Annotated in this window: 20 protein-coding genes; 15 read left to right on the top strand and 5 right to left on the bottom strand. The window is 70.9% G+C overall.

The window, feature by feature from the left end; translation table 11 throughout:
• The first annotated feature begins 24 nt into the window (after positions 1–24).
• The 5 genes from OG303_RS12240 (at position 25) to OG303_RS12220 (ending at position 6,827) form a co-directional block, all read left to right on the top strand.
• On the top strand, positions 25–1,590 hold the full coding sequence (locus OG303_RS12240) for a PucR family transcriptional regulator (protein WP_405867759.1): 1,566 nt from the start codon (positions 25–27) through the stop codon (positions 1,588–1,590).
• Positions 1,591–1,745: 155 nt separating this feature from the next.
• Complete coding sequence (locus tag OG303_RS12235; protein ID WP_405867757.1) at positions 1,746–2,588, top strand: nitrilase-related carbon-nitrogen hydrolase; 843 nt, start codon at positions 1,746–1,748, stop codon at positions 2,586–2,588.
• 137 nt (positions 2,589–2,725) lie between these two features.
• A complete protein-coding gene (gene hydA / locus OG303_RS12230; protein ID WP_405867755.1) occupies positions 2,726–4,129 on the top strand; it encodes a dihydropyrimidinase in 1,404 nt (467 codons plus the stop codon).
• Positions 4,130–4,140: 11 nt separating this feature from the next.
• Complete coding sequence (locus OG303_RS12225; RefSeq protein ID WP_405867753.1) at positions 4,141–5,163, top strand: TIGR03842 family LLM class F420-dependent oxidoreductase; 1,023 nt, start codon at positions 4,141–4,143, stop codon at positions 5,161–5,163.
• A gap of 137 nt (positions 5,164–5,300) precedes the next feature.
• On the top strand, positions 5,301–6,827 hold the full coding sequence (locus OG303_RS12220) for an NCS1 family nucleobase:cation symporter-1 (protein WP_405867751.1): 1,527 nt from the start codon (positions 5,301–5,303) through the stop codon (positions 6,825–6,827).
• Positions 6,828–6,853: 26 nt separating this feature from the next.
• Here the strand turns inward: OG303_RS12220 and OG303_RS12215 are convergent, their stop codons facing one another.
• The 3 genes from OG303_RS12215 to OG303_RS12205 form a co-directional block, all read right to left on the bottom strand.
• Complete coding sequence (locus OG303_RS12215; protein ID WP_405867749.1) at positions 6,854–7,522, bottom strand: hypothetical protein; 669 nt, start codon at positions 7,520–7,522, stop codon at positions 6,854–6,856.
• 126 nt (positions 7,523–7,648) lie between these two features.
• Positions 7,649–8,488 (bottom strand): class I SAM-dependent methyltransferase, encoded by an 840-nt coding sequence (locus tag OG303_RS12210; RefSeq protein WP_405867747.1) that lies wholly within the window; start codon positions 8,486–8,488, stop codon positions 7,649–7,651.
• Positions 8,485–9,486: a carboxymuconolactone decarboxylase family protein gene (locus OG303_RS12205; protein WP_405867745.1), complete on the bottom strand. Its 1,002-nt coding sequence runs from the start codon at positions 9,484–9,486 to the stop codon at positions 8,485–8,487. The genes OG303_RS12210 and OG303_RS12205 overlap by 4 nt, the downstream gene beginning before the upstream one ends.
• 167 nt (positions 9,487–9,653) lie before the next feature.
• Here OG303_RS12205 and OG303_RS12200 point away from each other — a divergent pair, with 167 nt between their 5' ends.
• The 3 genes from OG303_RS12200 (at position 9,654) to OG303_RS12190 (ending at position 12,408) form a co-directional block, all read left to right on the top strand.
• The gene (locus OG303_RS12200; protein WP_405867743.1) at positions 9,654–10,757 is read left to right on the top strand and encodes a sensor histidine kinase; all 1,104 of its coding nucleotides are present in this window, start codon (positions 9,654–9,656) and stop codon (positions 10,755–10,757) included.
• Positions 10,754–11,416 (top strand): response regulator, encoded by a 663-nt coding sequence (locus OG303_RS12195; RefSeq protein WP_405867741.1) that lies wholly within the window; start codon positions 10,754–10,756, stop codon positions 11,414–11,416. Before OG303_RS12200 ends, OG303_RS12195 begins: the two co-directional genes overlap by 4 nt.
• A gap of 164 nt (positions 11,417–11,580) precedes the next feature.
• Positions 11,581–12,408 (top strand): class I SAM-dependent methyltransferase, encoded by an 828-nt coding sequence (locus OG303_RS12190; protein ID WP_405867739.1) that lies wholly within the window; start codon positions 11,581–11,583, stop codon positions 12,406–12,408.
• Positions 12,409–12,433: 25 nt separating this feature from the next.
• Here OG303_RS12190 and OG303_RS12185 read toward each other — a convergent pair whose 3' ends face one another.
• Entirely contained in the window at positions 12,434–13,426 is a 993-nt protein-coding gene (locus tag OG303_RS12185; RefSeq protein ID WP_405867737.1) for a phospholipase D-like domain-containing protein, read from the bottom strand.
• 273 nt (positions 13,427–13,699) lie between these two features.
• Between OG303_RS12185 and OG303_RS12180 the strand changes: the two genes are divergently transcribed.
• From OG303_RS12180 to OG303_RS12155, 6 genes are all read left to right on the top strand, one after another.
• The gene (locus tag OG303_RS12180; protein WP_405867735.1) at positions 13,700–15,529 is read left to right on the top strand and encodes a gamma-glutamyltransferase family protein; all 1,830 of its coding nucleotides are present in this window, start codon (positions 13,700–13,702) and stop codon (positions 15,527–15,529) included.
• Between the two features lie 84 nt (positions 15,530–15,613).
• Complete coding sequence (locus tag OG303_RS12175; RefSeq protein WP_405867733.1) at positions 15,614–16,459, top strand: inositol monophosphatase family protein; 846 nt, start codon at positions 15,614–15,616, stop codon at positions 16,457–16,459.
• A gap of 111 nt (positions 16,460–16,570) precedes the next feature.
• Entirely contained in the window at positions 16,571–17,980 is a 1,410-nt protein-coding gene (locus OG303_RS12170) for a phytoene desaturase family protein (RefSeq protein WP_405867731.1), read from the top strand.
• Positions 17,977–18,489 carry an O-acetyl-ADP-ribose deacetylase gene (locus OG303_RS12165; RefSeq protein ID WP_405867729.1) on the top strand — a complete coding sequence of 171 codons (513 nt, stop codon included), beginning with the start codon at positions 17,977–17,979 and terminating at the stop codon, positions 18,487–18,489. Before OG303_RS12170 ends, OG303_RS12165 begins: the two co-directional genes overlap by 4 nt.
• Positions 18,490–18,809: 320 nt before the next feature.
• The gene (locus OG303_RS12160; RefSeq protein WP_405867727.1) at positions 18,810–19,322 is read left to right on the top strand and encodes a signal peptide protein; all 513 of its coding nucleotides are present in this window, start codon (positions 18,810–18,812) and stop codon (positions 19,320–19,322) included.
• A 315-nt stretch (positions 19,323–19,637) separates the two neighbouring features.
• Positions 19,638–23,549, top strand: a complete 3,912-nt coding sequence (locus OG303_RS12155) for a glycoside hydrolase family 2 TIM barrel-domain containing protein (protein ID WP_405867725.1) — start codon at positions 19,638–19,640, stop codon at positions 23,547–23,549.
• 243 nt (positions 23,550–23,792) lie between these two features.
• On the opposite strand, the gene OG303_RS12150 is transcribed toward OG303_RS12155, so the two are convergent.
• Positions 23,793–24,221, bottom strand: a complete 429-nt coding sequence (locus OG303_RS12150) for a BlaI/MecI/CopY family transcriptional regulator (RefSeq protein ID WP_405867723.1) — start codon at positions 24,219–24,221, stop codon at positions 23,793–23,795.
• Between the two features lie 187 nt (positions 24,222–24,408).
• Between OG303_RS12150 and OG303_RS12145 the strand changes: the two genes are divergently transcribed.
• Positions 24,409–24,792: a BlaI/MecI/CopY family transcriptional regulator gene (locus tag OG303_RS12145; protein ID WP_405867721.1), complete on the top strand. Its 384-nt coding sequence runs from the start codon at positions 24,409–24,411 to the stop codon at positions 24,790–24,792.
• Positions 24,793–24,904 lie beyond the last annotated feature (112 nt).

Raw genomic sequence — 24,904 nt, 5'->3', positions numbered from 1 at the left:
TGAACTGAGCAAGGGAAGACCGCCATGACCACCACCTTCGGGACGCTCGAACCCGCGCTGTCCGTGCGCCAGGTGCTGAACCTGGAACGCGTGCTCGCCGGGGAACCCGAGGTGGTGGCCGGCGCGGCCCAGCTCGACCGGCCGGTGCGCTGGGTGCATGTCGCGGAGGCGCCCGACGTGGGCGTGATGCTCACCGGCGGCGAGATGGTGCTCACCACCGGCGTGCTGCTCGCCGGCGACGAGGAGAAGCAGGCCGAGTACATCCGGTCGCTGCACCGCGCGGAGGCCGCGGCCGTGGTGCTCGGCCTCGGGCGCGCCTTCCCCGCCCCGCCGGACGTGATGCGCCGGGCCGCCGAGCGCTGCGGGCTGCCCATGATCGTCCTGCACCGGCCCTTCCCCTTCGCGGAGTTGACGGAGGAGGTCCAAGCCCGGCTCGTACGGCGGAAGTTCGCCGCCGTCAGCCTCTCGGAGTCCGTACGCACGGCGCTCACCGGGCTCATCACCGCGGGCGCCCCGCTGCAACGCCTGCTCGACGAGATCGCCCAGCACAGCGCCTGCCCGGTCGTCGTCACCAACCTCGCCCACCGCGTCCTCGCCACGGCGGGGGAGCGCCCCGCCGTGGACGACGTGCTGCGCGACTGGGAGCGCATCGCCCGGCAGGCCGGCGGCAGCGAGGGCGACGGCTGGATCCGCGCCGAACTCGCCGGGCGCGGCGAGCGCTGGGGCCAGATCATGCTGTGCGGTCACCGCGGCGACACCGCCACCGGGCGCCTGCTCGCCGACCGGGCCGCCGAGGCCCTCGTCCTGCACCGCATGCTCGGCGGCAACTCCGCGCACACCTGGGAGGAACAGTCCGCGCAGAGCCTGCTCACCGACCTGGTCAGCGGTGTCGTACCGGCCAGGCAGCTGCTGCCCCGCGCGCGTGCGGCGGGACTCCCGGTCAACCGGCGGACCTTCGTGCCGCTGGTCGTCCGCCACGGCGAACCCGCCCAACTCGACCGCGTGCTGCGCATGTTGGGCCTGTCCGGGCTGGTCGCCGAGCTCGCCGACGAGGCCACCGCCGTCCTGCTCAGCCTCGCCCGTGACCAGGACGCGGCGGCGCTCACCGCGCACTTCGCGGCCCGGCTGCGCACCGAGTCCGGTTCGCTGAAGGCCGTGGTGGCCGCCGCCGACCCGCGTATCGCCTGGGACGACGTGCCCGCCGGTCTGCGCGAGGCCCAGCACGTCGCCGACGCCGTCGCGGACTCCTCGGCCGCCCTCGACCTCCCGGCCGTCGTACGCCTCCGGGACGTACATCTGCGCGGCCTGATCCGGCTGCTGCGGGACGACCCGCATGTGCAGTCCTTCGCCGAGCGGGAGTTGGACGGGCTGCTGTGCGCGGCCGACGAGGACCTGCTGTCCGTGCTGCGCACCTATCTCGCCACCGGCCGCAACAAGTCCCGCACCGCCCAGCTCCACCACGTCTCCCGGCCTGCGCTGTACCGCCGCCTGGAGGCCATACAGGGTCGGCTCGGCGTGGACCTCGACGACTTCGAGCAGGCCGCCTCGGTGCACATCGCGCTCCTCGCACACGACGCGCAACAGGGCTGAAACATGCCACGACCTGGGAAAACGGTGGTGAAACATGGGCCTGGGAGAGGGTGACACCGTGGCACGCCGGATGCCCGCAGACGTGACACCGTGCAACTCAAAGCCTGATTTCGGACTTCCTAGTCTTCTCGCACACCCAGCGACCGGAGGTCCCGATGAGCAGAGTGATTCGTGCCGCCCTCTTCCAGACCGCGTGGACGGGCGACAAGGAATCGATGATCCAGGTACACGAGCAGGCGGCCCGCGACGCGGCCGCGCAGGGTGCTCAGGTCCTGTGCTTCCAGGAGCTGTTCTACGGGCCCTACTTCTGCCAGGTCCAGGACAAGGCGTTCTACGAGTACGCCGAGCAGATCCCGGACGGTCCGATCGTCAAGCGCTTCCAGGCGCTCGCCAAGGAGTTGGGCATCGTCCTGGTCCTGCCGATGTACGAGGAGGAGCAGCCCGGCATCCTCTACAACACCGCGGCCGTGATCGACGCGGACGGTTCGTACCTCGGAAAGTACCGCAAGCACCACATCCCGCAGGTGCCCGGCTTCTGGGAGAAGTTCTACTTCCGTCCCGGCAACAGCGGTTGGCCGGTCTTCGAGACGGCCGTCGGCAAGATCGGCGTGTACATCTGCTACGACCGCCACTTCCCGGAGGGCTGGCGGGCGTTGGGGCTCGCGGGTGCCGAGATCGTCTTCAACCCGTCGGCCACCTCGCGCGGTCTGTCCGCCTACCTGTGGCAGCTGGAGCAGCCGGCCGCGGCCGCTGCCAACGAGTACTTCGTCGGCGCGATCAACCGGGTGGGCGTCGAGGAGTTGGGCGACAACGACTTCTACGGCACGACGTACTTCGTCGACCCGGAGGCCCAGTTCGTCGGCGAGGTGGCCTCCGACAAGGAGACCGAACTCGTCGTCCGCGACATCGACTTGGCCAAACTGCGCGAGGTCCGCGACCGCTGGCAGTTCTACCGCGACCGCCGCCCGGACGCGTACGCCCCGCTGACCGCACCGTAGGAACAGGCTGTACCCGCGCCCCTTCAGGGGCGCGGGGCAGCGTCCATGGGCGGCTTCGCCGCAGGGCGCGACCAGCCACAGATCACCCGCACTATTCGGACCGCTTCCCAGCGGAGCGTCAAGGTAGGAGAGGGAGCATGAGCAGCCGTACCGTCATCCGCGGGGGCCTAGTCATCACCGCATCCGACGAACTCCACGCGGACGTCCTGATCGAGGACGGCCGCATCACCGCCCTCGCTGCCGCAGGCACCTCCGCCGCCGAGGCCTGGACGGCCGACCGCACCATCGACGCCACCGGCAAGTACGTGATCCCGGGCGGCGTCGACGCCCACACCCACATGGAGCTGCCCTTCGGCGGCACCTTCGCCTCCGACACCTTCGAGACCGGCACCCGGGCGGCCGCCTGGGGCGGTACGACCACGATCGTCGACTTCGCCGTGCAGAGCGTCGGCCACTCCCTGCGCGAGGGCCTCGACACCTGGCACGCCAAGGCGGAGGGCAACTGCGCGATCGACTACGGCTTCCACATGATCGTCTCGGATGTGAACGAGGAGACGCTCAAGGAGATGGACCTGCTGGTGGAGGAGGGCGTGACCTCCTTCAAGCAGTTCATGGCCTACCCGGGGGTGTTCTACTCCGACGACGGCCAGATCCTGCGCGCCATGCAGCGCTCCGCCGAGAACGGCGGCCTGATCATGATGCACGCCGAGAACGGCATCGCGATCGACGTCCTCGTCGAGCAGGCGCTGGCCCGCGGCGAGACCGACCCGCGTTACCACGGGGAGGTGCGCAAGGCCCTGTTGGAGGCCGAGGCCACCCACCGGGCCATCAAACTCGCGCAGGTCGCGGGTGCTCCGCTCTACGTCGTGCACGTCTCGGCGATGGAAGCGGTGGCCGAGCTGGCGCGGGCGCGCGACGAGGGGCTGCCCGTCTTCGGCGAGACCTGCCCGCAGTACCTGTTCCTGTCCACCGACAACCTCGCCGAGCCGGACTTCGAGGGCTCGAAGTATGTGTGCAGCACGCCTCTTCGGCCCAAGGAGCACCAGGCCAAGCTGTGGCAGGGCCTGCGCACCAACGACCTGCAGGTTGTCTCCACCGACCACTGCCCCTTCTGCTTCGTGGGTCAGAAGGAGCTCGGCCGGGGCGACTTCTCCAAGATCCCCAACGGCCTGCCGGGCGTCGAGAACCGCATGGACCTGCTCCACCAGGCTGTCGTCGACGGGCACATCAGCCGCCGCCGCTGGATCGAGATCGCCTGCGCCGGCCCGGCCCGTATGTTCGGCATGTACCCGAAGAAGGGCACCATCGCACCGGGCGCCGACGCCGACGTCGTCATCTACGACCCGCACGCCGAGCAGACCATCTCCGCCGAGACGCACCACATGAACGTCGACTACTCGGCGTACGAGGGCAAGCGCCTCACCGGCCGCGTCGAGACGGTCCTCTCGCGCGGCGAACTCGTCATCACCGAGCGGGAGTACACCGGACACGCCGGCCACGGCGTCTACACCCCGCGCTCCACCTGTCAGTACCTCAACTAGGAGTGGCGCCCATGGACTTCGGACTCGTCCTGCAGACCGACCCGCCGGCCTCGAAGGTCGTCAGCCTCATGAAGCGGGCCGAGCGCAACGGCTTCACCTACGGCTGGACCTTCGACTCCGCCGTGCTGTGGCAGGAGCCGTTCGTGATCTACAGTCAGATCCTGTCGAACACCACGAAGTTGACGGTCGGCACAATGGTCACCAACCCGGGCACCCGCACCTGGGAGGTCACCGCCTCCACCTTCGCCACCCTCAACGACATGTTCGGCAACCGCACCGTCTGCGGCATCGGCCGCGGCGACTCCGCGATGCGCGTCGCGGGCCGCAAGCCCAACACCCTGGCCCGCATCAGCGAGGCCATGAAGGTCATCCGGGCCCTCGGGCGCGGCGAGGAGGCCGACCTCGGTGGCGGCACGGTCGTCAAGTTCCCCTGGATCAAGCCGGGTGCCGAACTCCCCGTATGGATGGCGGCGTACGGCCCGAAGGCCCTGAAGATGACCGGCGAGGAGGCCGACGGGTTCATCCTTCAGCTGGCCGACCTCTACCTCACCGAGTACATGGTCAAGGCCGTCAAGGACGCGGCGGTCGCGGCCGGCCGCAACCCCGACGACGTCAAGATCTGCGTCGCCGCCCCCGCCTACGTCACCGAGGACGACTCGCCCGAGGCGCTCGCCCACGCGCGCGAGCAGTGCCGCTGGTTCGGCGGGATGGTCGGCAACCACGTCGCCGACCTCGTCTCCAAGTACGGCGAGCACTCCGCCGCCGTACCCGACGAGCTCACGGACTACATCAAGGCCCGTGAGGGGTACGACTATTCGCATCACGGACGCGCCGACAACCCCGACACCCAGTTCGTACCCGACGAGATCGTCGACCGGTTCTGCCTGATCGGTCCGGTCGAGAAGCACATCGAGAAGCTCAACGCGCTGCGCGCGCTGGGCGTCGACCAGTTCGCCGTGTACGACATGCACGACGCCCAGGAAACCGTGATCGACGCGTACGGCACGAAGGTCATCCCGGCCATCAACGCCTGACGCTCGCGGAAACCTCGGAGGAACCGCTCAACCCACCGTCCCCCCACTCCAGTTCTCCCCTCCCTCGCCGTCCCGGGGGAGGGGACCGGAGACCCGCACGGCCTTTCCGGACCCACCCCTCATTGATTGGCCTGCCCATGACCGACACCGCTCCCACGGCCATACCGCCGACCGCTCAAGTCACCCTCGACGACGGGCGCGTGGAGATCGCCCCGGGTTCCCCGCTGCCCAGCGGTCCGTACGCCAACGAGGACCTGCTTCCGGTCCCCGTCGAGAAGCGCACCTGGACCACGTACAACTTCTCCGCACTGTGGGTCGGCATGGCCCACAACACGGCCTCCTGGACCCTGGCCTCCGGTCTGATCGCCGTCGGCATGGACTGGAAGCAGGCGGTGTTCACCATCGCCCTGGCCAACCTCATCGTGCTGGTCCCGATGCTGCTCACCGGGCACGCGGGACCGAAGTACGGCATTCCCTTCCCGGTCTTCGCCCGCGCCTCCTTCGGTGTCCGCGGCGCCAACCTCCCCGCTGTCGTACGGGCGTTGGTGGCGTGCGGCTGGTTCGGCATCCAGACCTGGATCGGCGGCGAGGCCATCTACTTCCTCGCCGGCAAGCTCATCGGCAACGGCTGGAGCGACGCCGGGAAGGTCGGCGGCTACCCCTGGACGATGTGGCTGTCGTTCGCGATCTTCTGGGTCATCCAAGTGGCCATCATCTACCGGGGCATGGAGACGATCCGCCGCTTCGAGAACTGGGCGGCGCCCTTCGTCATCGTCGGCGCGGTCGTGATGCTGATCTGGATGAGCAACAAGGCCGGCGGCTTCGGCCCGCTGCTCGACCAGCCCTCCAAGCTCGGCTGGGGCGGTGACTTCTGGAAGCTGTTCTGGCCGTCGCTGATGGGCATGATCGGTTTCTGGTCGACGCTGTCGCTGAACATCCCCGACTTCACCCGCTACGGCAAGTCGCAGAAGGCGCAGACCTGGGGGCAGGCCCTCGGCCTGCCCACGACCATGACGCTGTTCGCGCTGCTGTCCGTGATGGTCACCTCCGGTTCGCAGGCCGTGTACGGCGAGACGATCTGGGACCCGGTACAGCTCGCCGCAAAGACGGACAACGTCTTCGGTCTGCTGTTCGCGCTGGTGACGGTCCTGGTGGCGACCCTGTCCGTGAACATCGCGGCCAACCTGGTCTCGCCGGCCTTCGACTTCTCCAACATCGCGCCCCGGAAGGTCAGTTTCCGCACCGGCGCCCTCGCCACCTGTGTGCTCGGCGTGCTGATCTTCCCGTGGAAGCTGTACTCCGACCCGCAGGGCTACATCTTCACCTGGCTCGGTCTGGTGGGCGGTCTGCTCGGCACGGTTGCCGGCATCCTCATCGCCGACTACTGGATCCTGCGCCGCGGCAAGCTCGATCTCGTCGACCTGTACCGGGCGGGCGGCCGCTACTGGTACGAGGGCGGCTGGAACTGGCGGGCCGTCGTCGCCTTCGTGGTCGGCGGTGTCCTGGCCGTCGGCGGCGCCAGCTTCAAGCCGCTGATCGACGGGCGGCCGATCCCGGCGCTGAGGTCGCTCGCCGACTACGGCTGGGCAGTCGGCCTCGGCACCTCGATGGTGCTGTACGTGGTGCTGATGCTGCTGCGCGGCAAGGACCGCCTCGAGGTCTGAACCGACAGCCGCGGGACCGGGGGCGGTCAGTTCTTCTGGCCGTCCCCCAAGGCCGCCACCGCATCTCTGGCGGCCTTGATGGCACCCTTGTTGATCTCGTCGGTGCTGGGCGCCTTCTTGTTCTCGAAGTCGCTGCCGTTGTAGGTGACGACCACCAGCACGTTGGACACCTGGGCGATCACCACGCCCTCACGCGTCTGCTGCTTTTTCTCGGTGGTGAGGTTCACAACGGAGTAGGCCGAGTTGCCGAGTCCGGGAACCGCTCCTCCGCCGCTCTTCTCCGTGATCCTGTCCTTGTACTCCTTCTGTGCCGCTTCGTCCGAGTCCATGACTTCGAAGGAGACGTCGAGCCAGCGGTAGTCGTAGCCCTTGAGCGCGTTCCAGGAGCAGGTGCGGCGCAGTTTCTCGTCCGTCGACTCGATCTCCTTGCCCGCCGTCTTGGCGCCCGGAACGAGCGACTTGAGCGTCTTTGTCGCCACGCTGCCACACGGTGCGGGGGCGGCGGCGTACGACTTGGACACCGCGGTCGTGGAAGGGGCGGTGGCCGACTGGGTGGCGGTCTTCTGCGCCTCCTTGTGCTCGGCGGTCGGCGTCGCGGCGAGCGGGCCGGACGTCAACGCCCAGCCGGCCGCGGCCAGTACGACGACCGGGGAGAGACGCGCGGTCAAAGCGAGCGGCAGAGGAAAATCGCGCACAGGCACACTTCTCGGTGGGGGACGGTGTGCGGAGGGGGTCCGCACTGCGGACGGGGCGCCAGTCTCACATGAGTCCCTGTGAGACGGAAGTGTCAACTCGCTCCGTGCCTGTGCGGTTACTGAGACTCAAGGGGTGACGGGCACTCGGCGCCGCCGGTTCGCGGTCACGAGCCGGACGCCGCCGCGCAGCCGCACGCCGTGCCTCGACTCGTACGGGCGCAGGGAGTCCTCGAGGGCCGCGCGGGTGTCGGCGCGGACACGGCGGCCGGGTGTGCGGGACAGGACGAAGTCGACCGCGTCCGCCGCGTCCCGGCCCCACACCGTCTGCAGGGCGACCGGCTCGATCTCGACGTTCTCCCAGCCCTCCAGCACCGTCCGGATGCGGTCGGGGTCGGAGAGGGACGGCATGGCCGCGAGCGCGGCGGCGGTGTCGGGGTCCGGTCCGCCGAGGAGTTCGCCGAAGAGGCGGAAGGCCTGCGCCTCCTCGGTGTGCGGGCCGGCCGGCTGGGGGCACACGAACGCCAGTCGGCCGCCCGGCATCAGCGCCCGCGCCAGATTGCGGAAGGCGGCCGCCGGGTCCGCGAAGAACATCACGCCGCCCCGGCTGACGATCACGTCGTAGCCGCAGGACGGGAACGCATGGACCTGCGCGTCCGCCTCCTTGTACGTGACGTTCCCGATCTTCTCGACGGCCGTCAACTCCTGGGCCCGGCGCAGCAGTTGCCCCGAGATGTCGACGCCGACCGCGTGCCCGCGGGAGGCCAGCCGGGCGGCGGTCCGGGTCGTGGCCCCGGTGCCGCAGCCGACGTCGAGCACACGGTCGGCGGGCGTGATGGCCGCCGCCGTGAACAGCGCGTCGTCGACGCCGGCGAGCAGGGCGTCGTAGCGCTGGTGGTGGGTGGCCCAGTGGGAGCCGACGAGGCCGTTCCAGGCGTGTGCCTGGCGGGTGTTGGTGATCGTGGTCATGACGCCTCCCGGGCGGCGTGCAGGGTGAAGGAGCTCTCGATGCGGTCCACGGCGGCGAACGCGCCGTAGGCGACGAGGTGGACGAGGCAGTGGTCGGTGTGCTCCGGCCGGCGCCAGGCCGTCACGTCCTCCTCCGTGATGCGGTACGGCGCGAGGGCGGCCAGCAGGGCGAGGCGCGCACCGGGGCGCTCGCGGCGGTCCGGGAGCCCGGCCCAGGCGAGGGGCGGATGCGACCCGTCCCATTCCCACATCGTCTCCCGTACGAGGGCCTGCTCGTCGGCGTCGAGGAGCGCCTCGCCGGCCGCGGTCGCCGAGCGGAGTGCGGCGTAGGCCGGGCCGACGGTCGTGCCGGCCGCCCACGCCGGTCCCGGGGCCGGATCGTCGAGGAGGGCGAGAGCCGCGCCGGGCACGGCGGTACGGCGTACGGTCCTGGCGAGCGCGCGGCCCGCGAGGCTCCGTACCGGCCGCCACCGCTGGGCGTTGCCCGGCAGCAACTGCTCGGTCAGCAGGGCCGACACGATCCGGTTGATGAAGTGGAAGGCGAGCGCGGTGCCGATGTAGCCGGGGGCGTGCTCGAGCGGGAACGGGTACGGCATCAGGCCGGCGCCCGGCACGCGCGTGTGCTGCCCCCAGGTGAGCACGCGCGCGTGCTCCGCGTTGTCCGGATGCTCGCCCCGGGCCAGCCGTTCGGCGAGGGCGTGGTCGCCCGTGGCGTGCAGCAGGACCGTGTGCGCGTCCACGCAGAACGGGCACTTGTTGACGAGCGACACACCGTAGGCAGCCAGCTCCTTGCCGGTGCGGTCACCCGCGCCCGCGATCAGCGACTCGCGCATCAACGCCCAGGTGGGCGCGAGGATTTCGGGCGCGGAGGACAGCACCACGAAGGTGACCGCCTTGTCGATGCCGAAGTCGCGGGCGAGCTGCTCGTACACCTCGGCGACCCGGCCGGTGGCCGCCTTGGGCGGCAGGGGTGCGGTGAAACGGAAGGGTGTGGACATGGTCAGCAGCGTGCGCCTCGGGGGTGGGCGCGGTCGTCGTACGGCCGAAGACAGTCCGCGCTGCGACCGCCGGGCACGGCGGGCCCGGGAACTACTGCGTGGGGAGTAGTCGGGGAGCCGTCCACAGGGCTGACGCCGTTGTCGGTGCGGCCGTCTACTGTGCGTGCATGAGCGGGCACCCGGTCTCACGCAGAGGGCTCGCCGACGTGGCACTCGCGGTCGTCGTCGGCGCCCTCGTCATGACCACGGCCGCCTTCGAGGCGGGCACCACAGCCGTCGACTACGCGCTGATCGCGGTGAGTTCGGCCGCCGTGGCCTTCTACCGTACGGCTCCGCGGGCGGTGCTTGCGGTGGCGACGGCGAGCGGCAGCACATACGTCCTGCACGCCCAGCCGGGACCGGCCTCCGCGCTGCCCGTCTTCGCCGCCGTACACACGGCGTCCCGCGTCGGCCACCGCGGGTTCGCGGCCGCGGCGAGCGGAGTGTTCCTGGTCGCCTACATCGCGACCGGCCCGACCACCCAGGAGGTGCTCGAGAGAACGGCACTGCTCGCCGGCTGGTTCGTGAGCGCGCTGGTCACGGGACTGGCCGACCGCAACTGGCAGGCGTATCTGCGCCAGACGGAGCAGCGCGCCCTGGAGGCGGAGCGCACCCGCGAGGAGGCGGCCCTGCGCCGCGCGGGCGAGGAACGCCTGCGCATAGCCCGCGAGTTGCACGACTCGCTCACCCACAGCATCTCGATCGTCAAGCTCCAGGCGGGAGTCGCGGTGCACCTGGCGCGCAAGCGCGGCGAGGAGATACCGCCCGCGCTGCTCGCCATCCAGGACGCGAGCGGCGAGGCCATGCGCGAACTGCGCTCCACCCTGGAGATTCTGCGCAGCGACGAACCGACCGGCACTCCGGCGCTGCTGGTGGAGCGGGCCTGCGCGGCGGGCCTCGCCGTCGAGCTCACGGTGAGCGGCGCGGAACGGCCGCTTCCGGCGACGGTCGACCGTGCGGTGTACCGCATCGTCCAGGAGGCCTTGACCAACGCGGCCCGCCACGCGGGATCCGCCCAGGTCTGCGTCCAACTCGCCTATGGGGAGGACGACTTGACGATACGCGTCGAGGACGACGGCACCGCCGACCCGGTCCGTCCGCCCACCCCCGGCGTGGGCCTCACCGGCATGCGCGAGCGCGTCTCGGCTCTCGGCGGCACCCTTGACGCCGCCCCGCGCGCGGAGGGCGGTTTCGCGGTGCGGGCCCGGCTGCCATTGGGGGAGGCGGGATGACCAGGGTCGCTCTTGTCGACGATCAGGCGTTGATGCGGGCCGGTTTCCGGGCGCTGTTGGAGGCGGAGGACGGTATCGAGGTGGTGGGGGAGGCGGCGGACGGCGAGCAGGGTCTGGCGCTGGTGCGCGCGCAGGTGCCGGACATCGCGTTGATCGATGTACAGATGCCGGTGATGACGGGCATCGAGGCGACCCGCCGGATCGCCGCGGATCCCGCGCTGGCGGCCGTGCACGTGGTGATGCTCACCAACTACGGCCTGGACGAGTACGTCTTCGAGGCGCTGCGTGCGGGTGCGAGCGGCTTCCTGCTCAAGGACACGGAACCGGCGGACCTTCTCCAGGCCATCGAGGTGGTGGCCCGCGGCGAGGCCCTGCTCTCGCCGTCGGTGACCCGCACCCTGATCGGTGAGTTCGTGTCCCGGCCGCCGGACCGGGCGACGGCTCCCGGACTCGACTGCCTGACGCGCCGCGAACGTGAAGTGACGGGCCTGGCGGCTCGGGGGCTGAGCAATGAGGAGATCGCCGCGCACATGGTGATCAGCCCCTTCACGGCCAAGACGCACATCAGCCGGGCGATGACGAAGCTCGGGGCACGGGACCGGGCCCAACTGGTGGTGTTCGCCTATGAGTCGGGGCTGGTGGCGCCGCGCGCCACATGACGCGTTGCAGGGGGTGCGTGCGGTCAGCACCATGAGACGATGACGAAGCTCGGCCGCACTGAGCCGGGCTCAACTGGTGTTGTTCACCTACGAGTTGGGGCTGATGACCCTGCGCGCCACATAACCCGTTGCAGGGGGTGCGTGCAGGTCAGCACCATGAGGTGATGACGGAGACGACACGCGCGCAGGGCCCGGCCGTTCGTGAGGAGATCCTCGCCTACTACGCACACGGCAAGGAGGACGCCCGTCTCAGACAGGGCGGAGCGCCCGCCGGGCGGCTGGAGTTCTGGCGTACGCAGGACGTGCTGCGGCGGGTTCTGCCCGCGGCCCCCGCCCGGGTGCTGGACATCGGTGGCGGCAGCGGGGTGCACGCGGAGTGGCTGGCCCGGGACGGGTACGAGGTCCAACTCGTCGACCCGGTACCGCTGCACGTCGAGCAGGCAGCCCGGCTGCCCGGAGTGAGCGCGCGATCCGGGGACGCCCGGTCCCTGACGGAGGAGGACGCCGCGTACGACGCGGTGCTGCTGCTGGGCCCGCTGTACCACCTGCCCGAACGGGCCGACCGGGTACGGGCGTTGGCCGAGGCGCACCGGGTGGTCCGGCCTGGCGGGCCCGTCGTCGCGGCCACCATCAACCGGTTCGCGGGGCTGCACGACCTGCTGCGCGAGGAGCGCTACTTCGACCCCGCCCAGCGGGCCCGCACCGATGCGGTCAACGACCATGGCCGGCACGGCGGCGAGGGCGGCCTGTTCACCGTCGCCTACTTCGCCCAACCGGGGGAGGTGCCGGGCGAGTTCACCGACGCCGGGCTCGCCCCGGAGGGCCAGTACGGACTGGAGGGCGTCGCCTGGCTGATGGGCGGCGTCGAGGACTGGCTGGACGATCCGGAGCGGCGCGAGGTCGTCCTGGCGGCGAGCCGACGCATCGAGTCGGAGCCGACGCTTCTCGGCGCGAGCGGGCACCTGCTCACCGTGGGCAGACGGCGGCCCTGACGAGGCGGCCGTCTGCCCGGCGAGGTTAGGCTGCCGTACCGCCCGCGTAGTCGCTGTTGAACGTGGTCTCGACGGTCGTGGCCACGGACTGCGCCACTCCCGTTCCCGTGAGGATGATGCCCAACTCCCGGTTGTTGGAGAGCGAGTTGCTGCTGATGTTCATGGAGCCCGCCTCCACCTCCTGGGTGGACAGCCCGTAGTCGGCGACCATGGCCTTGGCGTGGATGTAGAACCCGTCGGGGTCGGAGTAGCCGACGACGGTGCCGCCCGCCGCCTTGATCGCGGACACCTCGCTGGAGTAGTCGCCCGGGGTCTCCAGGACCACCCGCACGTTGACGCCCGTCTTCGCTCTCGCCACGATCGCGTTGACCACCGTGCTGTCGCTGAACTCCAGTTCCTCGACGTCGAGCGTCTTGGTGGCGGCGTTGATCACGGACAGCAGGCGGTTGCGGGAGTCGGTGGGCGACCAGAGCAGGTGGTCGCCGTCGGTCGGGGTGACCGACGTGCCGGCGTAGTCCGCGTTGAAGACCTTCTCGATCGCGGCGACGTCCCGGGTGTCGTCGGTGAACACGCCGTAGTCACGGCCGGTCGCGTAGTACTGCGAGGTCAGATTGCCCGTGAGGACCAGCGATTTGGTGCCGTCCACCGTGATCGTCTTCTGGTGCGTGTAGACGAAGCTCGACGGCGACCACACCACCCCGACGCCCGCGCTCGTCAGGGCGCTGTACGCCGAGCTGTTGGCGGACTGGTGGGCGCGGTCCAGGACCACCCGCACCGTGACGCCCTTGTTCTGCAGGGCTATGAGGTCGTTGACGGCCGTGGTGTCCTCGAGCTCGTACATGGTCATGTCGAGGGACTTGGTGGCCGAGTCGATGAAGTCGTAGATGGCGGGCTGGCCGCCGCTCTGCGAGAAGGCGAACGCGGAGTAGCTCGCGGCGTTCGCGGGAACAGCGGTGGCGACGACGGCGGCGCCGGCCGCCAGCGCGACACCCGCGCGGCCGATGACCTTCCACAGCATGCGTGACTCCTAGTCGAGTTGATGCCCACGTGGGGGGTGGTGAGCGTGCGCATGACACCACGCGCGTAGAACGCCGAGGAAGAGGAGCCCGGTGAACTTGGGATTACCGCCCGGCGGTTCGGCCGGACATAGGGGACTTCATGCAGGTGGAAGGCGGTTCATGCGGTCCCCGCGAGTTCGCAAAATCTTCGTAGGGTGCTCGTCGCGGAATGCGATGCTCTGAAGTTGTGCATGCTTCGGAGCGAGTGAGGCACGCGAACAGAGAGGTGAGAGATGCAGTTCACGACCCGGCCGACTCTGCAGGGCACCTTCGGCATGGTGTCCTCCACCCACTGGCTGGCCTCGCAGTCGGCGATGGCCGTGCTGGAGGACGGCGGCAACGCGTACGACGCGGCCGTGGCAGGTGCGTTCGTGCTGCACGTCGTCGAGCCGCACCTCAACGGGCCGGCCGGCGAGGTGCCGATCCTGCTCGCCCCGGCGGGCGGCGAGGTGCGGGTGCTGTGCGGCCAGGGTGTCGCGCCGGCCGGGGCCACGGTCGCGCACTACAGGGCACTCGGTCTGGATCTCGTCCCCGGTACCGGGCCGCTCGCCGCCGCCGTGCCCGGCGCGTTCGACGCCTGGATGCTCCTGCTGCGCGACCACGGCACCAAGCCCCTCGCCGACGTCCTCAAGTACGCCGTCGGATACGCCGAGCACGGGCACGCGCCCGTGGAGAACGTGGGCGCGACGGTCGAGGCGGTACGGGAGCTCTTCGAGACGGAGTGGACCTCCTCGGCGGACGTCTACCTGCCGGACGGGAAGGCCCCGCGCCCCGGCGAGCTGCTGCGCAATCCCGCCCTCGCCGCCACCTGGAAGCGACTGCTCGCCGAGGTCGCCGGGGCCGGGGACCGGGTCGCGCAGATCGAGGCCGCGCGGGAGGTCTGGCGCTGCGGGTTCATCGCCGAGGCCCTGGCGCGGCAGGCCCAGCGGCCCACCATGGACACCAGCGGCGAGCGCCACACCGGCACGCTCACGGCCGCCGACCTCGCCGGCTGGTCCGTGACCTACGAGACACCGGCGACGTACGACTGGAACGGCTGGACCCTGTGCAAGGCCGGCCCCTGGAGCCAGGGCCCGGTCCTCCTCCAGCAGCTCGCGCTGCTGCCGCCCGAACTGCCCGCGTACGGGTCCGCCGACTACGTCCACCTGCTGATCGAGGGCTGCAAGCTCGCGATGGCCGACCGGGAGGCCTGGTACGGGGACGCGGCCGAAGTCCCGCTGGGCGAGCTGCTGTCGGCGGACTACAACGCGGCCCGGCGCACGCTCGTCGGCGACAAGGCCTCGCACGAGCTGCGCCCCGGCAGCCCCGGCGGGCGATCCCCGCGGCTCAGCGCGCACGCGCACGTGGTGATCGGCGACGACCCCGGTTTCGACCCGATGGGCGCCGGTGAGCCGACCGTCGCCAAGCCGCCGGTCTCCCCGGTGCCGGGCGAGCCCGAGGTCGCCGCCGACGGCACCACCCGCGGCGACACCTGCCACCTCGATGTCGTCGACCGCTGGGGCAACATGGTCGCGGCCACGCCCAGCGGCGGCTGGCTGCAGTCCAACCCTGTCGTGCCCGAACTGGGCTTCCCGCTCGGCACCCGGCTGCAGATGACCTGGCTGGAGGAGGGCCTGCCGAACTCGCTGACGCCCGGCCGCCGGCCCCGGACCACCCTCACCCCCTCGATCGCCCTGCGCGACGGAGTCCCGGTCATGGCGTTCGGGACGCCCGGCGGGGACCAGCAGGACCAGTGGCAGCTGCACTTCTTCCTGGCTGTCGCCCTGCGCGGGCAGGTCCGCGGGGGCCTCGACCTCCAGGGCGCGATCGACGCCCCGAACTGGCACAACGACAGCTTCCCAGGATCGTTCTACCCGCGCGGCATGCGGCCGGGCCGCGTGACGGTCGAGTCCCGCACGGACGCCCACGTCGTCGAGGAGCTGCGGCGCCGAGGTCATGACGTGACCGTCGGCGATCCCTGGTCGGAAGGCCGGCTGTGCGCGGTCGCCCGGGACCCGCGCACCGGCGTCCTGTCGGCGGCCGCGAACCCGCGGGGCATGCAGGGCTACGCGGTGGGCCGCTGATCCCGCACCCGGAGTTCATGCCGATTCCACCGGGACTCCACCGGCAGGGTGGGGTTTGTCAGTGGTGCGTGCTCTCATGGAGCCATGATCGAAGACAAGGAAACCATCGACGAGTTTCTCGCCCGCCACTCGGCCGACGTTGAGGAGGCGGTCCGCAAGGCCGCCGCGGCCGAGATCATGCCCCGCTTCCGTCAGCTCGCCGCGCACGAGGTCGACGAGAAGAGCGGACCGCACGACCTGGTGACCGACGCCGACCGCCTCGCCGAGCAGTACCTCACGGAAACCCTCGGCGCCCTCCTGCCCGGTTCCGTCGTCGTCGGCGAGGAGGCGGTGCACGCCGACCCCGCGACGTACGAGGCGATACAGGGCGACGCACCGGTCTGGATAGTCGACCCGGTCGACGGGACACGTCAGTTCGTGCACGGCGACTCCGGATTCTGCACGCTGGTCGCGCTCGCCCTGCGCGGAGTCCTGCTCGCCTCGTGGACGTACGCACCGGCCCGCGACCAACTCGCCACCGCGGTAAGGGGCCAGGGCGCCTTCCTCGACGGCGAGCGGCTGCACGCAGGGCCGCCCGCCCCCGGCCGCGACCTCCAAGTGGCCACCTCGCACCCGGACTACACGACCGACGAGCAGAAGCGCGCCCTGCTCGGCCTGTGGACCGACGGCATCGCGCCCCGGGCCTGCGGCTCGGCCGGCCTGGAGTATCTCGCCATCGCCCGCGGCGAGTTGGACGCCACGGCCTTCTCCTGGGAAGCCGCCTGGGACCACGCGGCCGGCCTCCTGCTGGTCGAGGAGGCGGGTGGCGCGCATCTGACGGTCGCCGGGGAGCCCTTCCGCATCACGGGGGGCAACGCGCTTCCGTTCACAGTTGCCCGCGACGAGGCGACGGCCCACCGGGTGCGGGGGCTGCTGTCGGGCACAGCCTGAACCGGTAAACGGTTCAGACGTGGACCACCCGCCGCCGGAGACTGTCGGTCCCGCGGCATATCCTGATCCGTACAGGCCATCGGCTGACGAAGGGGTCCGAAGGTGCCGTCGATGCTCGATGCTGTCGTAGTGGGTGCGGGGCCGAACGGACTGACGGCCGCCGTGGAGCTGGCCCGCCGCGGTTTCTCCGTGGCCGTGTTCGAGGCCCGGGACACCGTCGGCGGGGGAGCCCGCACCGAAGAGCTCACCCTGCCCGGCTTCCGGCACGACCCGTGCTCCGCGGCCCACCCGCTCGGCATCAACTCCCCGGCGTTCCGCGCCCTGCCCCTGGAGCGGTACGGCCTCGAGTGGATGCACCCCGAGCTGCCCATGGCGCATCCCTTCACCGACGGCACCGCCGCCGTGCTGTCCCGCTCGGTCGCCGAGACGGCAGCCTCGTTCGGCCCACGGGACGCGGGCGCGTACCGCAGGCTGGTCGAGCCGTTCCTCCCCAAGTGGGACACCCTGGCCCGCGACTTCATGTCCCTGCCGCTCACCGCGCTCCCGCGCGACCCGGTGACCCTCGCCCGCTTCGGCCTGGTAGGCCTGCCCCCGTCGACCTGGCTGACCCGCCGCTTCCACGACGAGCCGGCCAAGACCCTCTTCGCCGGCCTCGTCGCGCACGTGATGGCCCCGCTCGGCGGCTTCGCCACGGGCGCCGTCGGCCTGATCTTCGCCCTCGCCGCACACGCCCGCGGCTGGCCCGTGGCCCGCGGCGGCTCCCAGTCCATCTCCGACGCGCTCACCGCGTACCTGAAGGACCTCGGCGGCCTCGTCCACACCGACTACGAGGTCAAGCGCCTCGACGACCTGCCGCCCGCGCGCGCGTACGTCTTCGACACCTCACCCACCGCCCTGGCCCGCATCGCCGGCTTCGGCCGCTACTACGAGGGCTACAAGTACGGCCCCGGCGTCTTCAAGGTCGACTACGCGCTGGACGGCCCGGTGCCGTGGACCGCCGAGGCGGCCCGCGCCGCCGGCACCGTGCAGATCGGCGCGGACAGCGCGGAGATCGGCACCGCCCTGCGCGACGCCTCCCGGGCGGGCCGTGCGCCCGAGAAGCCGTTCATGATCACGGTCCAGCCCAGCGTCGCCGACCCCTCCCGCGCACCCGAGGGCAAGCACGTCTTCTGGGCCTACGGCCATGTCCCGAGCGGCTGGACCGGAGACCTCACGGACGCCATGGAACGCCAACTGGAGCGCTTCGCCCCGGGGTTCCGCGACCGCGTCCTCGCCCGCGCCACCGCGGGACCACCCGAGCTCGCCGCCCGCAACGCCAACTACGTAGGCGGCGACATCGGCTCCGGCGCGGTCTGTGGCCTTCAGATCCTCCTGCGCCCCAAGCTCTCCCTGTCCCCGTACACCACCCCCCACCCGGCGGTCTTCATCTGCTCGTCGGCGACCCCGCCCGGCCCCGGGGTACACGGCATGTCGGGGCACAACGCGGCGAAGGCCGTCTGGAGGAGGCTGAGGCAGACATGACGACCACCATCACGCTCGCCCGCGGCGACATCACCCGCGAGAAGGCCGACGCGATCGTCAACGCGGCGAACTCCTCCCTGCTCGGCGGCGGAGGCGTCGACGGCGCCATCCACCGCCGCGGCGGCCCCGCGATCCTCGAGGACTGCCGCAGACTCCGCGCCTCCCACTACGGCAAGGGTCTGCCCACGGGCAAGGCGGTCGCCACCACCGCGGGCGACCTGGACGCACAGTGGGTGATCCACACGGTGGGCCCGGTCTGGCAGGTCTCCGGGGCCGACCCGTCGCTCCTTGCCTCCTGCTACCGGGAGTCCCTCCGCGTGGCCGACGAGCTGGGTGCCCGGACGGTCGCCTTCCCGGCGATCTCCGCCGGCGTGTACAGATGGCCGATCGAGGACGCGGCGCGCATCGCGGTGGAGACGGTGCGGGCGGCCCGGACCAAGGTCGAAGAGGTGCGGTTCGTCCTCTTCGACGACCGGGCGTACAAGGCGTTCGCCGGACAACTCGGCTGACCGGCACGAGAGGACCACGCCGTACAGGTCCTGCTCGTCGTCCATGAGGCTGCTGCGGTGCGTTCTGCGCACGGCCTTCACATGTGCATCCGGTCGGAGCACAGCGCTCACGCGTTCCGCTTCGCCCGTTCGGCCAGAAGTCGAACGCTCCTCCCTCATCCGTTCGGTCGGAGATCGACCGCGCCCGCCTCGGCCGTTCGGCCGATCCGCCGGGCGCCGTCCGGTGCCTAGACTGCACTGCGTAACGTCGAGGACGTCCGTGGCCGACTGCCCTACCGGGCAGGCCAGTTCACCCGAGCGAACCAGAAGGATCTGCGAACGTGTCGTTGAAGAACAACCGGCTCAGGCTTGCTTCCGTGGCCGTCACCGTGGCGCTCGCCGGCCTGGCCACCGCGGGACCCGCCGTGGCTGCCACGCAGCAGACCGTCGCGGGAGCCTCCGCGGGTGTGCAGGGGCAGGCAGTCGCCATACCCACCGACTTCGTGGATCTGCCCACGAGCCCTCTGTCGGCCGACAGCGCGTCGCACGAGTTCACCGTCACCTACCGCAACGAGTCGTCGGTGGACCGGACCGTCGCCCCCCAGCTCCTGGTGGAGTCCCCGGACGCCGGGCCGTTCCTGACCCCGGCGGACATCAAGCTGGAGCGGCGCACCACGCACGGCTGCTGGGAGGCGGTACAGGTCGGCACTCAGAGCGGCACGCTGTTCACCGACCTCTCGACCGCGCAGCGCACCCTGCACGCGGGTGACACCCTCACCCAGGTCTACCGGCTCACCGTCGTCAACCCGCAGGCCAAGGGCACGGTGGCCCCGAGAGTGGCGCTCTACGGCTGAGCCCTGACAGACATGCCCCGCCTCCCGCGAGGGTCTGTCCAGTGCGGCGGCGCCCATCGGCGTCGCCGCACTCGTCGTTTCGGAGGGTGACACCGCACCCGCTCTCGCCGCGCGCCCCCAGGACCGAACAGAGTCCGACAGGATCATTGCCTCGACTGTGCCCGGGTCCTTAAGGTTCAGCTGTCTCCGTAGCCGCACAGTCACCGTCAGACACGCTGCGATCAAATCAACTCCCGTATCCCAACAGCATCCGACAAGATCTGACGCACCCTCAGTACGCGCACCCGCACTGTCGTCCCGAGGAAGGCCACGATCATGCCGCACCCCCACGCGCACCCGTCCCCCGCCGACCGGCTCGTCAGCCGTCGCCGTCTCCTCGAAGGCGGGGCCGCCGTCCTCGGCACGCTCGCCCTGTCCGCGCCGTCGGGGACCGCGTACGCGGCCGATCCGGGCGCGGCGGCGGACGGCACGCCCGAGTGGAACGGCAAGATCGCCGTCTTCCGGCTGGGCACCGAGCCGCCGCACACCACGCTGATGCCCTACGCGGACCTCGGCCAGGCCCTGGCCGCCGACCGCACGCGCTCCCCGTACCGGCTCAGCCTCGACGGGAAGTGGCGGTTCGCGCATGCCGACCGCCCCGACGACCGGGACGTCGACTTCCACCGCACCGACCTCGACGACAGCGACTGGGACACCATCCCCGTCCCCTCCGCGTGGCAGCTGCACGGCTACGACAGCCCCATCTACATCAACATCACCTACCCGTGGTGGGGCCCCAACGGCCTGGGCGAGGAGGCGCAGCCGCCGGCCGCCCCCACCCGCTACAACCCCGTGGGCCAGTACCGGCGCACCTTCACGGTCCCGCGCGACTGGGCGGGGCGGCGGACGTTCCTGCACTTCGAGGGGGTCAAGTCCGCCCACTACGTGTGGATCAACGGCGAGTTGGCCGGCTACCACGAGGACTCGTACGACCCCGCCGAGTACGACATCACCCCGCACCTCAAGCCGGGCACCAACCAGATCGCCGTCGAGGTCTACCGCTACTCCGACGGCGACTGGCTGGAGGACCAGGACATGATCCGGCTGAGCGGCATCTTCCGCTCGGTCTACCTCTACTCCACCCCGTCCGTGCACCTGCGCGACTTCAGGCTGGACACCCCGCTGAGCGACGACTACAAGGCGGCCGAACTGTCGGTCACCGCCGGCGTGCGGGACTACGGCGGACAGGGCGCAGGCCGGTACTCCGTCGAGACCCAGCTGTACGACGCCGGCGGACACGCGGTCTGGTCCCGGCCCCTGCAGCAGACCCTGGACATCGCCTCCGGCGGCGAGAAGACCGTACAGGCGGCGAAGGCGGTGCCCGCGCCACGCCTGTGGTCGGCCGAACACCCGGACCTCTACACGGCCGTGCTCCGCCTGCGCGACCCGGCAGGCCAGGTGATCGAAACCGTCTCCCACCGGGTCGGTCTGCGCGAGTTCGCGCTCAAGGACGGTCTGATGCGCATCAACGGCAGACCGGTCTCCCTCCGCGGCACCAACCGCCACGAGATGCACCCGGTCCACGGCTCGGCCCTCACCCGCGCGGACCTGGTCGAGGACATCGGCATCATCAAGCGGCTGAACATCAACACCGTCCGCACCTCGCACTACCCCAACAACCCGCTGTGGCTCGAACTCGCCGACGAGTACGGCCTGTACCTCGTCGACGAGACCAACCTCGAGACCCACGGCATCCGCGGCGAGTACCCCGGCAACCACGCCGAGTGGACGCAGGCGTGCGTGGCCCGCGCCCAGAACATGGTCCACCGCGACAAGAACCACGCCTCCGTCGTCATCTGGTCGCTCGGCAACGAGGCGGGCGGCGGCACCACGTTCACCGCCATGCACGACTGGATCCGCTCCTACGACACCACACGCGTCATCCAGTACGAGGGCGACGACCGCCCCGGGATCAGCGACATCCGTTCCGAGATGTACGACAGCCCCTCCCGCGTCGAGACACGGGCGAAGGACACCGCCGACACCCGGCCGTACGTGATGATCGAGTACTCCCACGCGATGGGGAACTCCAGCGGGAACTTCAAGAAGTACTGGGATCTCGTCCGCCGCTACGACGTGCTCCAGGGCGGCTGGATCTGGGACTTCGTCGACCAGGCCCTCGACTGGCCGACCCCGACCCGCCGGCTGCTCACCGAGATCGGGCCCGCCGCACTCCGCGGCGAAGTCATCGCCCCCAGCGGCGCCTTCACTCGCGACAAGGGTGTTTCCGGCGGCACCGTCTTCGCCCGTGACACATCGCTCGACCTCACCGGGTCCCTCACCTTGGAAGCCTGGGTCACGCCGCACGTGACCGGCTACCACCAGCCGATCCTCGCCAAGGGCGACACCCAGTACGCCCTCAAGCAGACCAACAGGACCGTGGAGTTCTTCATCTACGGCAACGGCCAGTGGATCACGGCGAGTTGGGCGCTCCCGGACGACTGGACCGGCACCGAACACCACGTGGCGGGTGTCTTCGACGCGGCGGCCGGCACCCTGACCCTGCACGTCGACGGCTCGGTCCGGGCCACCCGGACGACCACGGTGCGCCCCGCCGTCAACACCGCGCCCCTGTCCCTGGCCACCGATGTCGACAACCCCACCCGGGAGTTCAGCGGCACCGTGAGACGGGCCCGGGTCTACGCCAGGGCGCTGACCGCCGCCGAACTGGCCTCCGACAGCCGCGGCCCCGGCGACGACGGCGTACGGTTCTGGTTCGACGCCGCCACCGTCGGCCTCACCGAGAAACAGCCCCGCGAGAAGACGTTCTACGCCTACGGCGGCGACTGGGGCGACAACCCCAACGACGGGGCGTTCTCCGGCGACGGCATCGTCACCGCCGACCGAGGGCTCACCGGCAAGTCCGCCGAGGTCAAGCGGATCTACCAGGCGATCAACGCCGCACCGGCCTCCGGTGACCGTCTCGCCCCCGGAGCGGCGGTCACCCTCACCAACGAGTACCTCTTCACCAACCTCCGTGAATTCGACGGGCGTTGGGAGCTCGTCCGCGACTCAGAAGTGGTGCGGCGCGGACAGTTGAGCCGTGCCCAGCTCGACGTGGCACCGCTGTCGGCCAAGGACATCACCGTGCCGTTCGCACTGCCGGGCGACCCGGCGCCGGGCGAGGAGTACTTCCTGCAACTCTCCTTCACCATCAGGGAGTCGACGAAGTGGGCGAAGTCCGGCTTCGAGGTGGCCAGGCACCAACTCGCCGTCGACGCCGGCAGCCCCGCCGTCAAGCCCGTGCCGCTGGACGGTGTCCCGGCGCTCAGCCACCAGGACGGCGACGCGGCGGTCACCGTCAAGGGCAAGGACTTCTCTGTCACCGTCGACAAGAAGACCGGCGTCATCACCTCGTACGAGGCCTACGGCGCCCAACTCATCGCCTCCGGACCGGCCCCGAACTTCTGGCGTGCCCCCACCGACAACGACCGGGGCAACGGCCAGCACACCCGCAACCAGACCTGGCGCGACGCCGGCGCCCGCCGCAGGGTGACCGACGTGAGCGTGCGGGCGCTGCGCGACCGGGCCGTGGAGATCAAGGTCGCCGGCACCCTGCCCACGACGACGGAATCGACGTACACCACCACCTACACCGTCTTCGGAAACGGTGAGATCAAGGTCGACAACACCCTGCACCCGGGCGCCGCCTCGCTGCCGTACATCCCGGAGGTCGGCACGCTGCTGTCGCTGCCCGGCCGGCTGGAGAACCTGCACTACTACGGCCGCGGTCCCGAGGAGAACCACTGGGACCGCAACGACGCCACCGACGTGGGCCGGTACTCCGGCACCGTCACCGGCCAGTGGACCTCCTACCTGCGCCCGCAGGAGAACGGCAACAGGACCGACGTCCGCTGGGTCGCGCTGACGGACGGGCGCGGCAAGGGCCTGCTCGTCTCCGGCGAACCGCTCCTGGAGGTCAACGCCTCGCACTTCACCCCCGAGGACCTGTCGGTCGGGGCCCGCCACGACTACCAGCTCACGCCCCGCAAAGAGGTCGTACTGCGCCTGAACCACCGGCAGATGGGCGTCGGCGGCGACAACAGCTGGGGTGCGCACACGCACGACGAGTACAAGCTCTTCGCCGACCGGGACTACGCGTACACCTACCGGCTGCGCCCGCTCACCGACGTCGACGTAGCGACGGCGGTCTCGCGGCGGCCCACGGCGACGGAGTTCACCGGGTAGCCCGCCCGGGTCAGTGGCCGTCGCCGGGCACTGGCCCCCGTTCACCTTGGGCGATCTCGATGCCAGTGTGCAGGTCTGCGGCCGCGTCGACGGTGGCGGCCGCCGACAGGACCACGCAGCTGCTCGGCGCCGCGCCGGGCGACGGGCACTGCGAGCAATGGCATGAGCAGCGGGAGCCACACGGCGTAGATCACGGGGTTCCTCCACGGGCCGCCCGACCGTGGGGGAGTCCCGCGGTGCCGGTCACGGGGTGTCGCCCGTGGTGGCCGGGCCGCCCTCCGGGGGACCGGTGTCCAGCAAGGTGCGCAGGAGCTGTTCGTCCTCGGGGCTCAGGTCGGAGACGAAGCGGGCGAGGACGGTGCCGCGGTCCTCGTCCTTGTCGAGTTCGGCGTGCATACGGCGGGCGGTGAGGCCGGGGGAGTCCTGGGCCGGCGCATAGGCGTAGCCGCGGCCCGAGCGTGCGCGGGTGACCGCCCCCTTGGCGTGCAGGCGCGTGAGGATCGTGGTCACGGTGGTGCGGGCGAGGCCGCCACCGAGCTCCAGTTGGACGGCGCCCGGCGTGCGCGGTCCGTCGGCGGCCCACAGTGCGGCCAGCACGCTCGCCTCCAGCTCGCCGGCCGGCCGCCGGTCCGCGCGCCCGCCGACCGGCTCGTCATTCTGCCCCTCGGGCATGGGAACGCTCCTCGGCTGTCATTCGTCTACAGTGCAGTAGACGGTCTACGTGACTGTAGTCGCTCGGCTCGGATTCGTGCCCGTTCCGTCCACGTTCCAGTATGAGAGGGGGCGCCTTGGCGGCAGTCGACGTGCCGGTGCGGGCACTCGGTTCCTCGGTGACCCTACGCACCGTAAGGTGGTGGCCATGGCAGGCACGACCCCTCGCGGCAGGGCCGAGCGACGCAGCCCCGGCGAGCTGGAGAGCGAGGTCCTCGCCACCCTCTGGGCGACGGACCGTGCGCTCACGCCGGCCGAGGTCCAGGCCGGGCTCCGCGGCGACCTCGCCTACAACACCGTGCACACGATCCTGCGGCGACTGCACGACAAGGGCCTCGTCCTGCGGGACGCCGGCGGCCGGCGCGGCGCCTACCGCCCGGCGAAGAACGCGGCCCAGATGACCGCCGAGGCCATGCATCGCGCCCTTGACCGCGGCCCCGACCCGATCGCCGCCCTCCGGCAGTTCGTGACGGGCCTGAGCCCGGTGCAGGAGGCCGCGCTGCGTGAACTCCTCGGCGAGAGCGGGGCGTGAGGCGGCGGCCACCACCGGCGGTCCCGTCCCTGACGGAACGGCGTGTGCCCCCTTCACCCGGTCGGTGCAACCGGGATGGCATCCCGCCCTCGGTGCCCGAAGGCTCGGAGTC

The organism is Streptomyces sp. NBC_00005 (assembly GCF_045160215.1).
Classification (GTDB): Bacteria; Actinomycetota; Actinomycetes; order Streptomycetales; family Streptomycetaceae; genus Streptomyces.
Note: the sequence above shows the minus strand (reverse complement) of the source record. Positions and strands in the feature narration are given on the sequence as shown.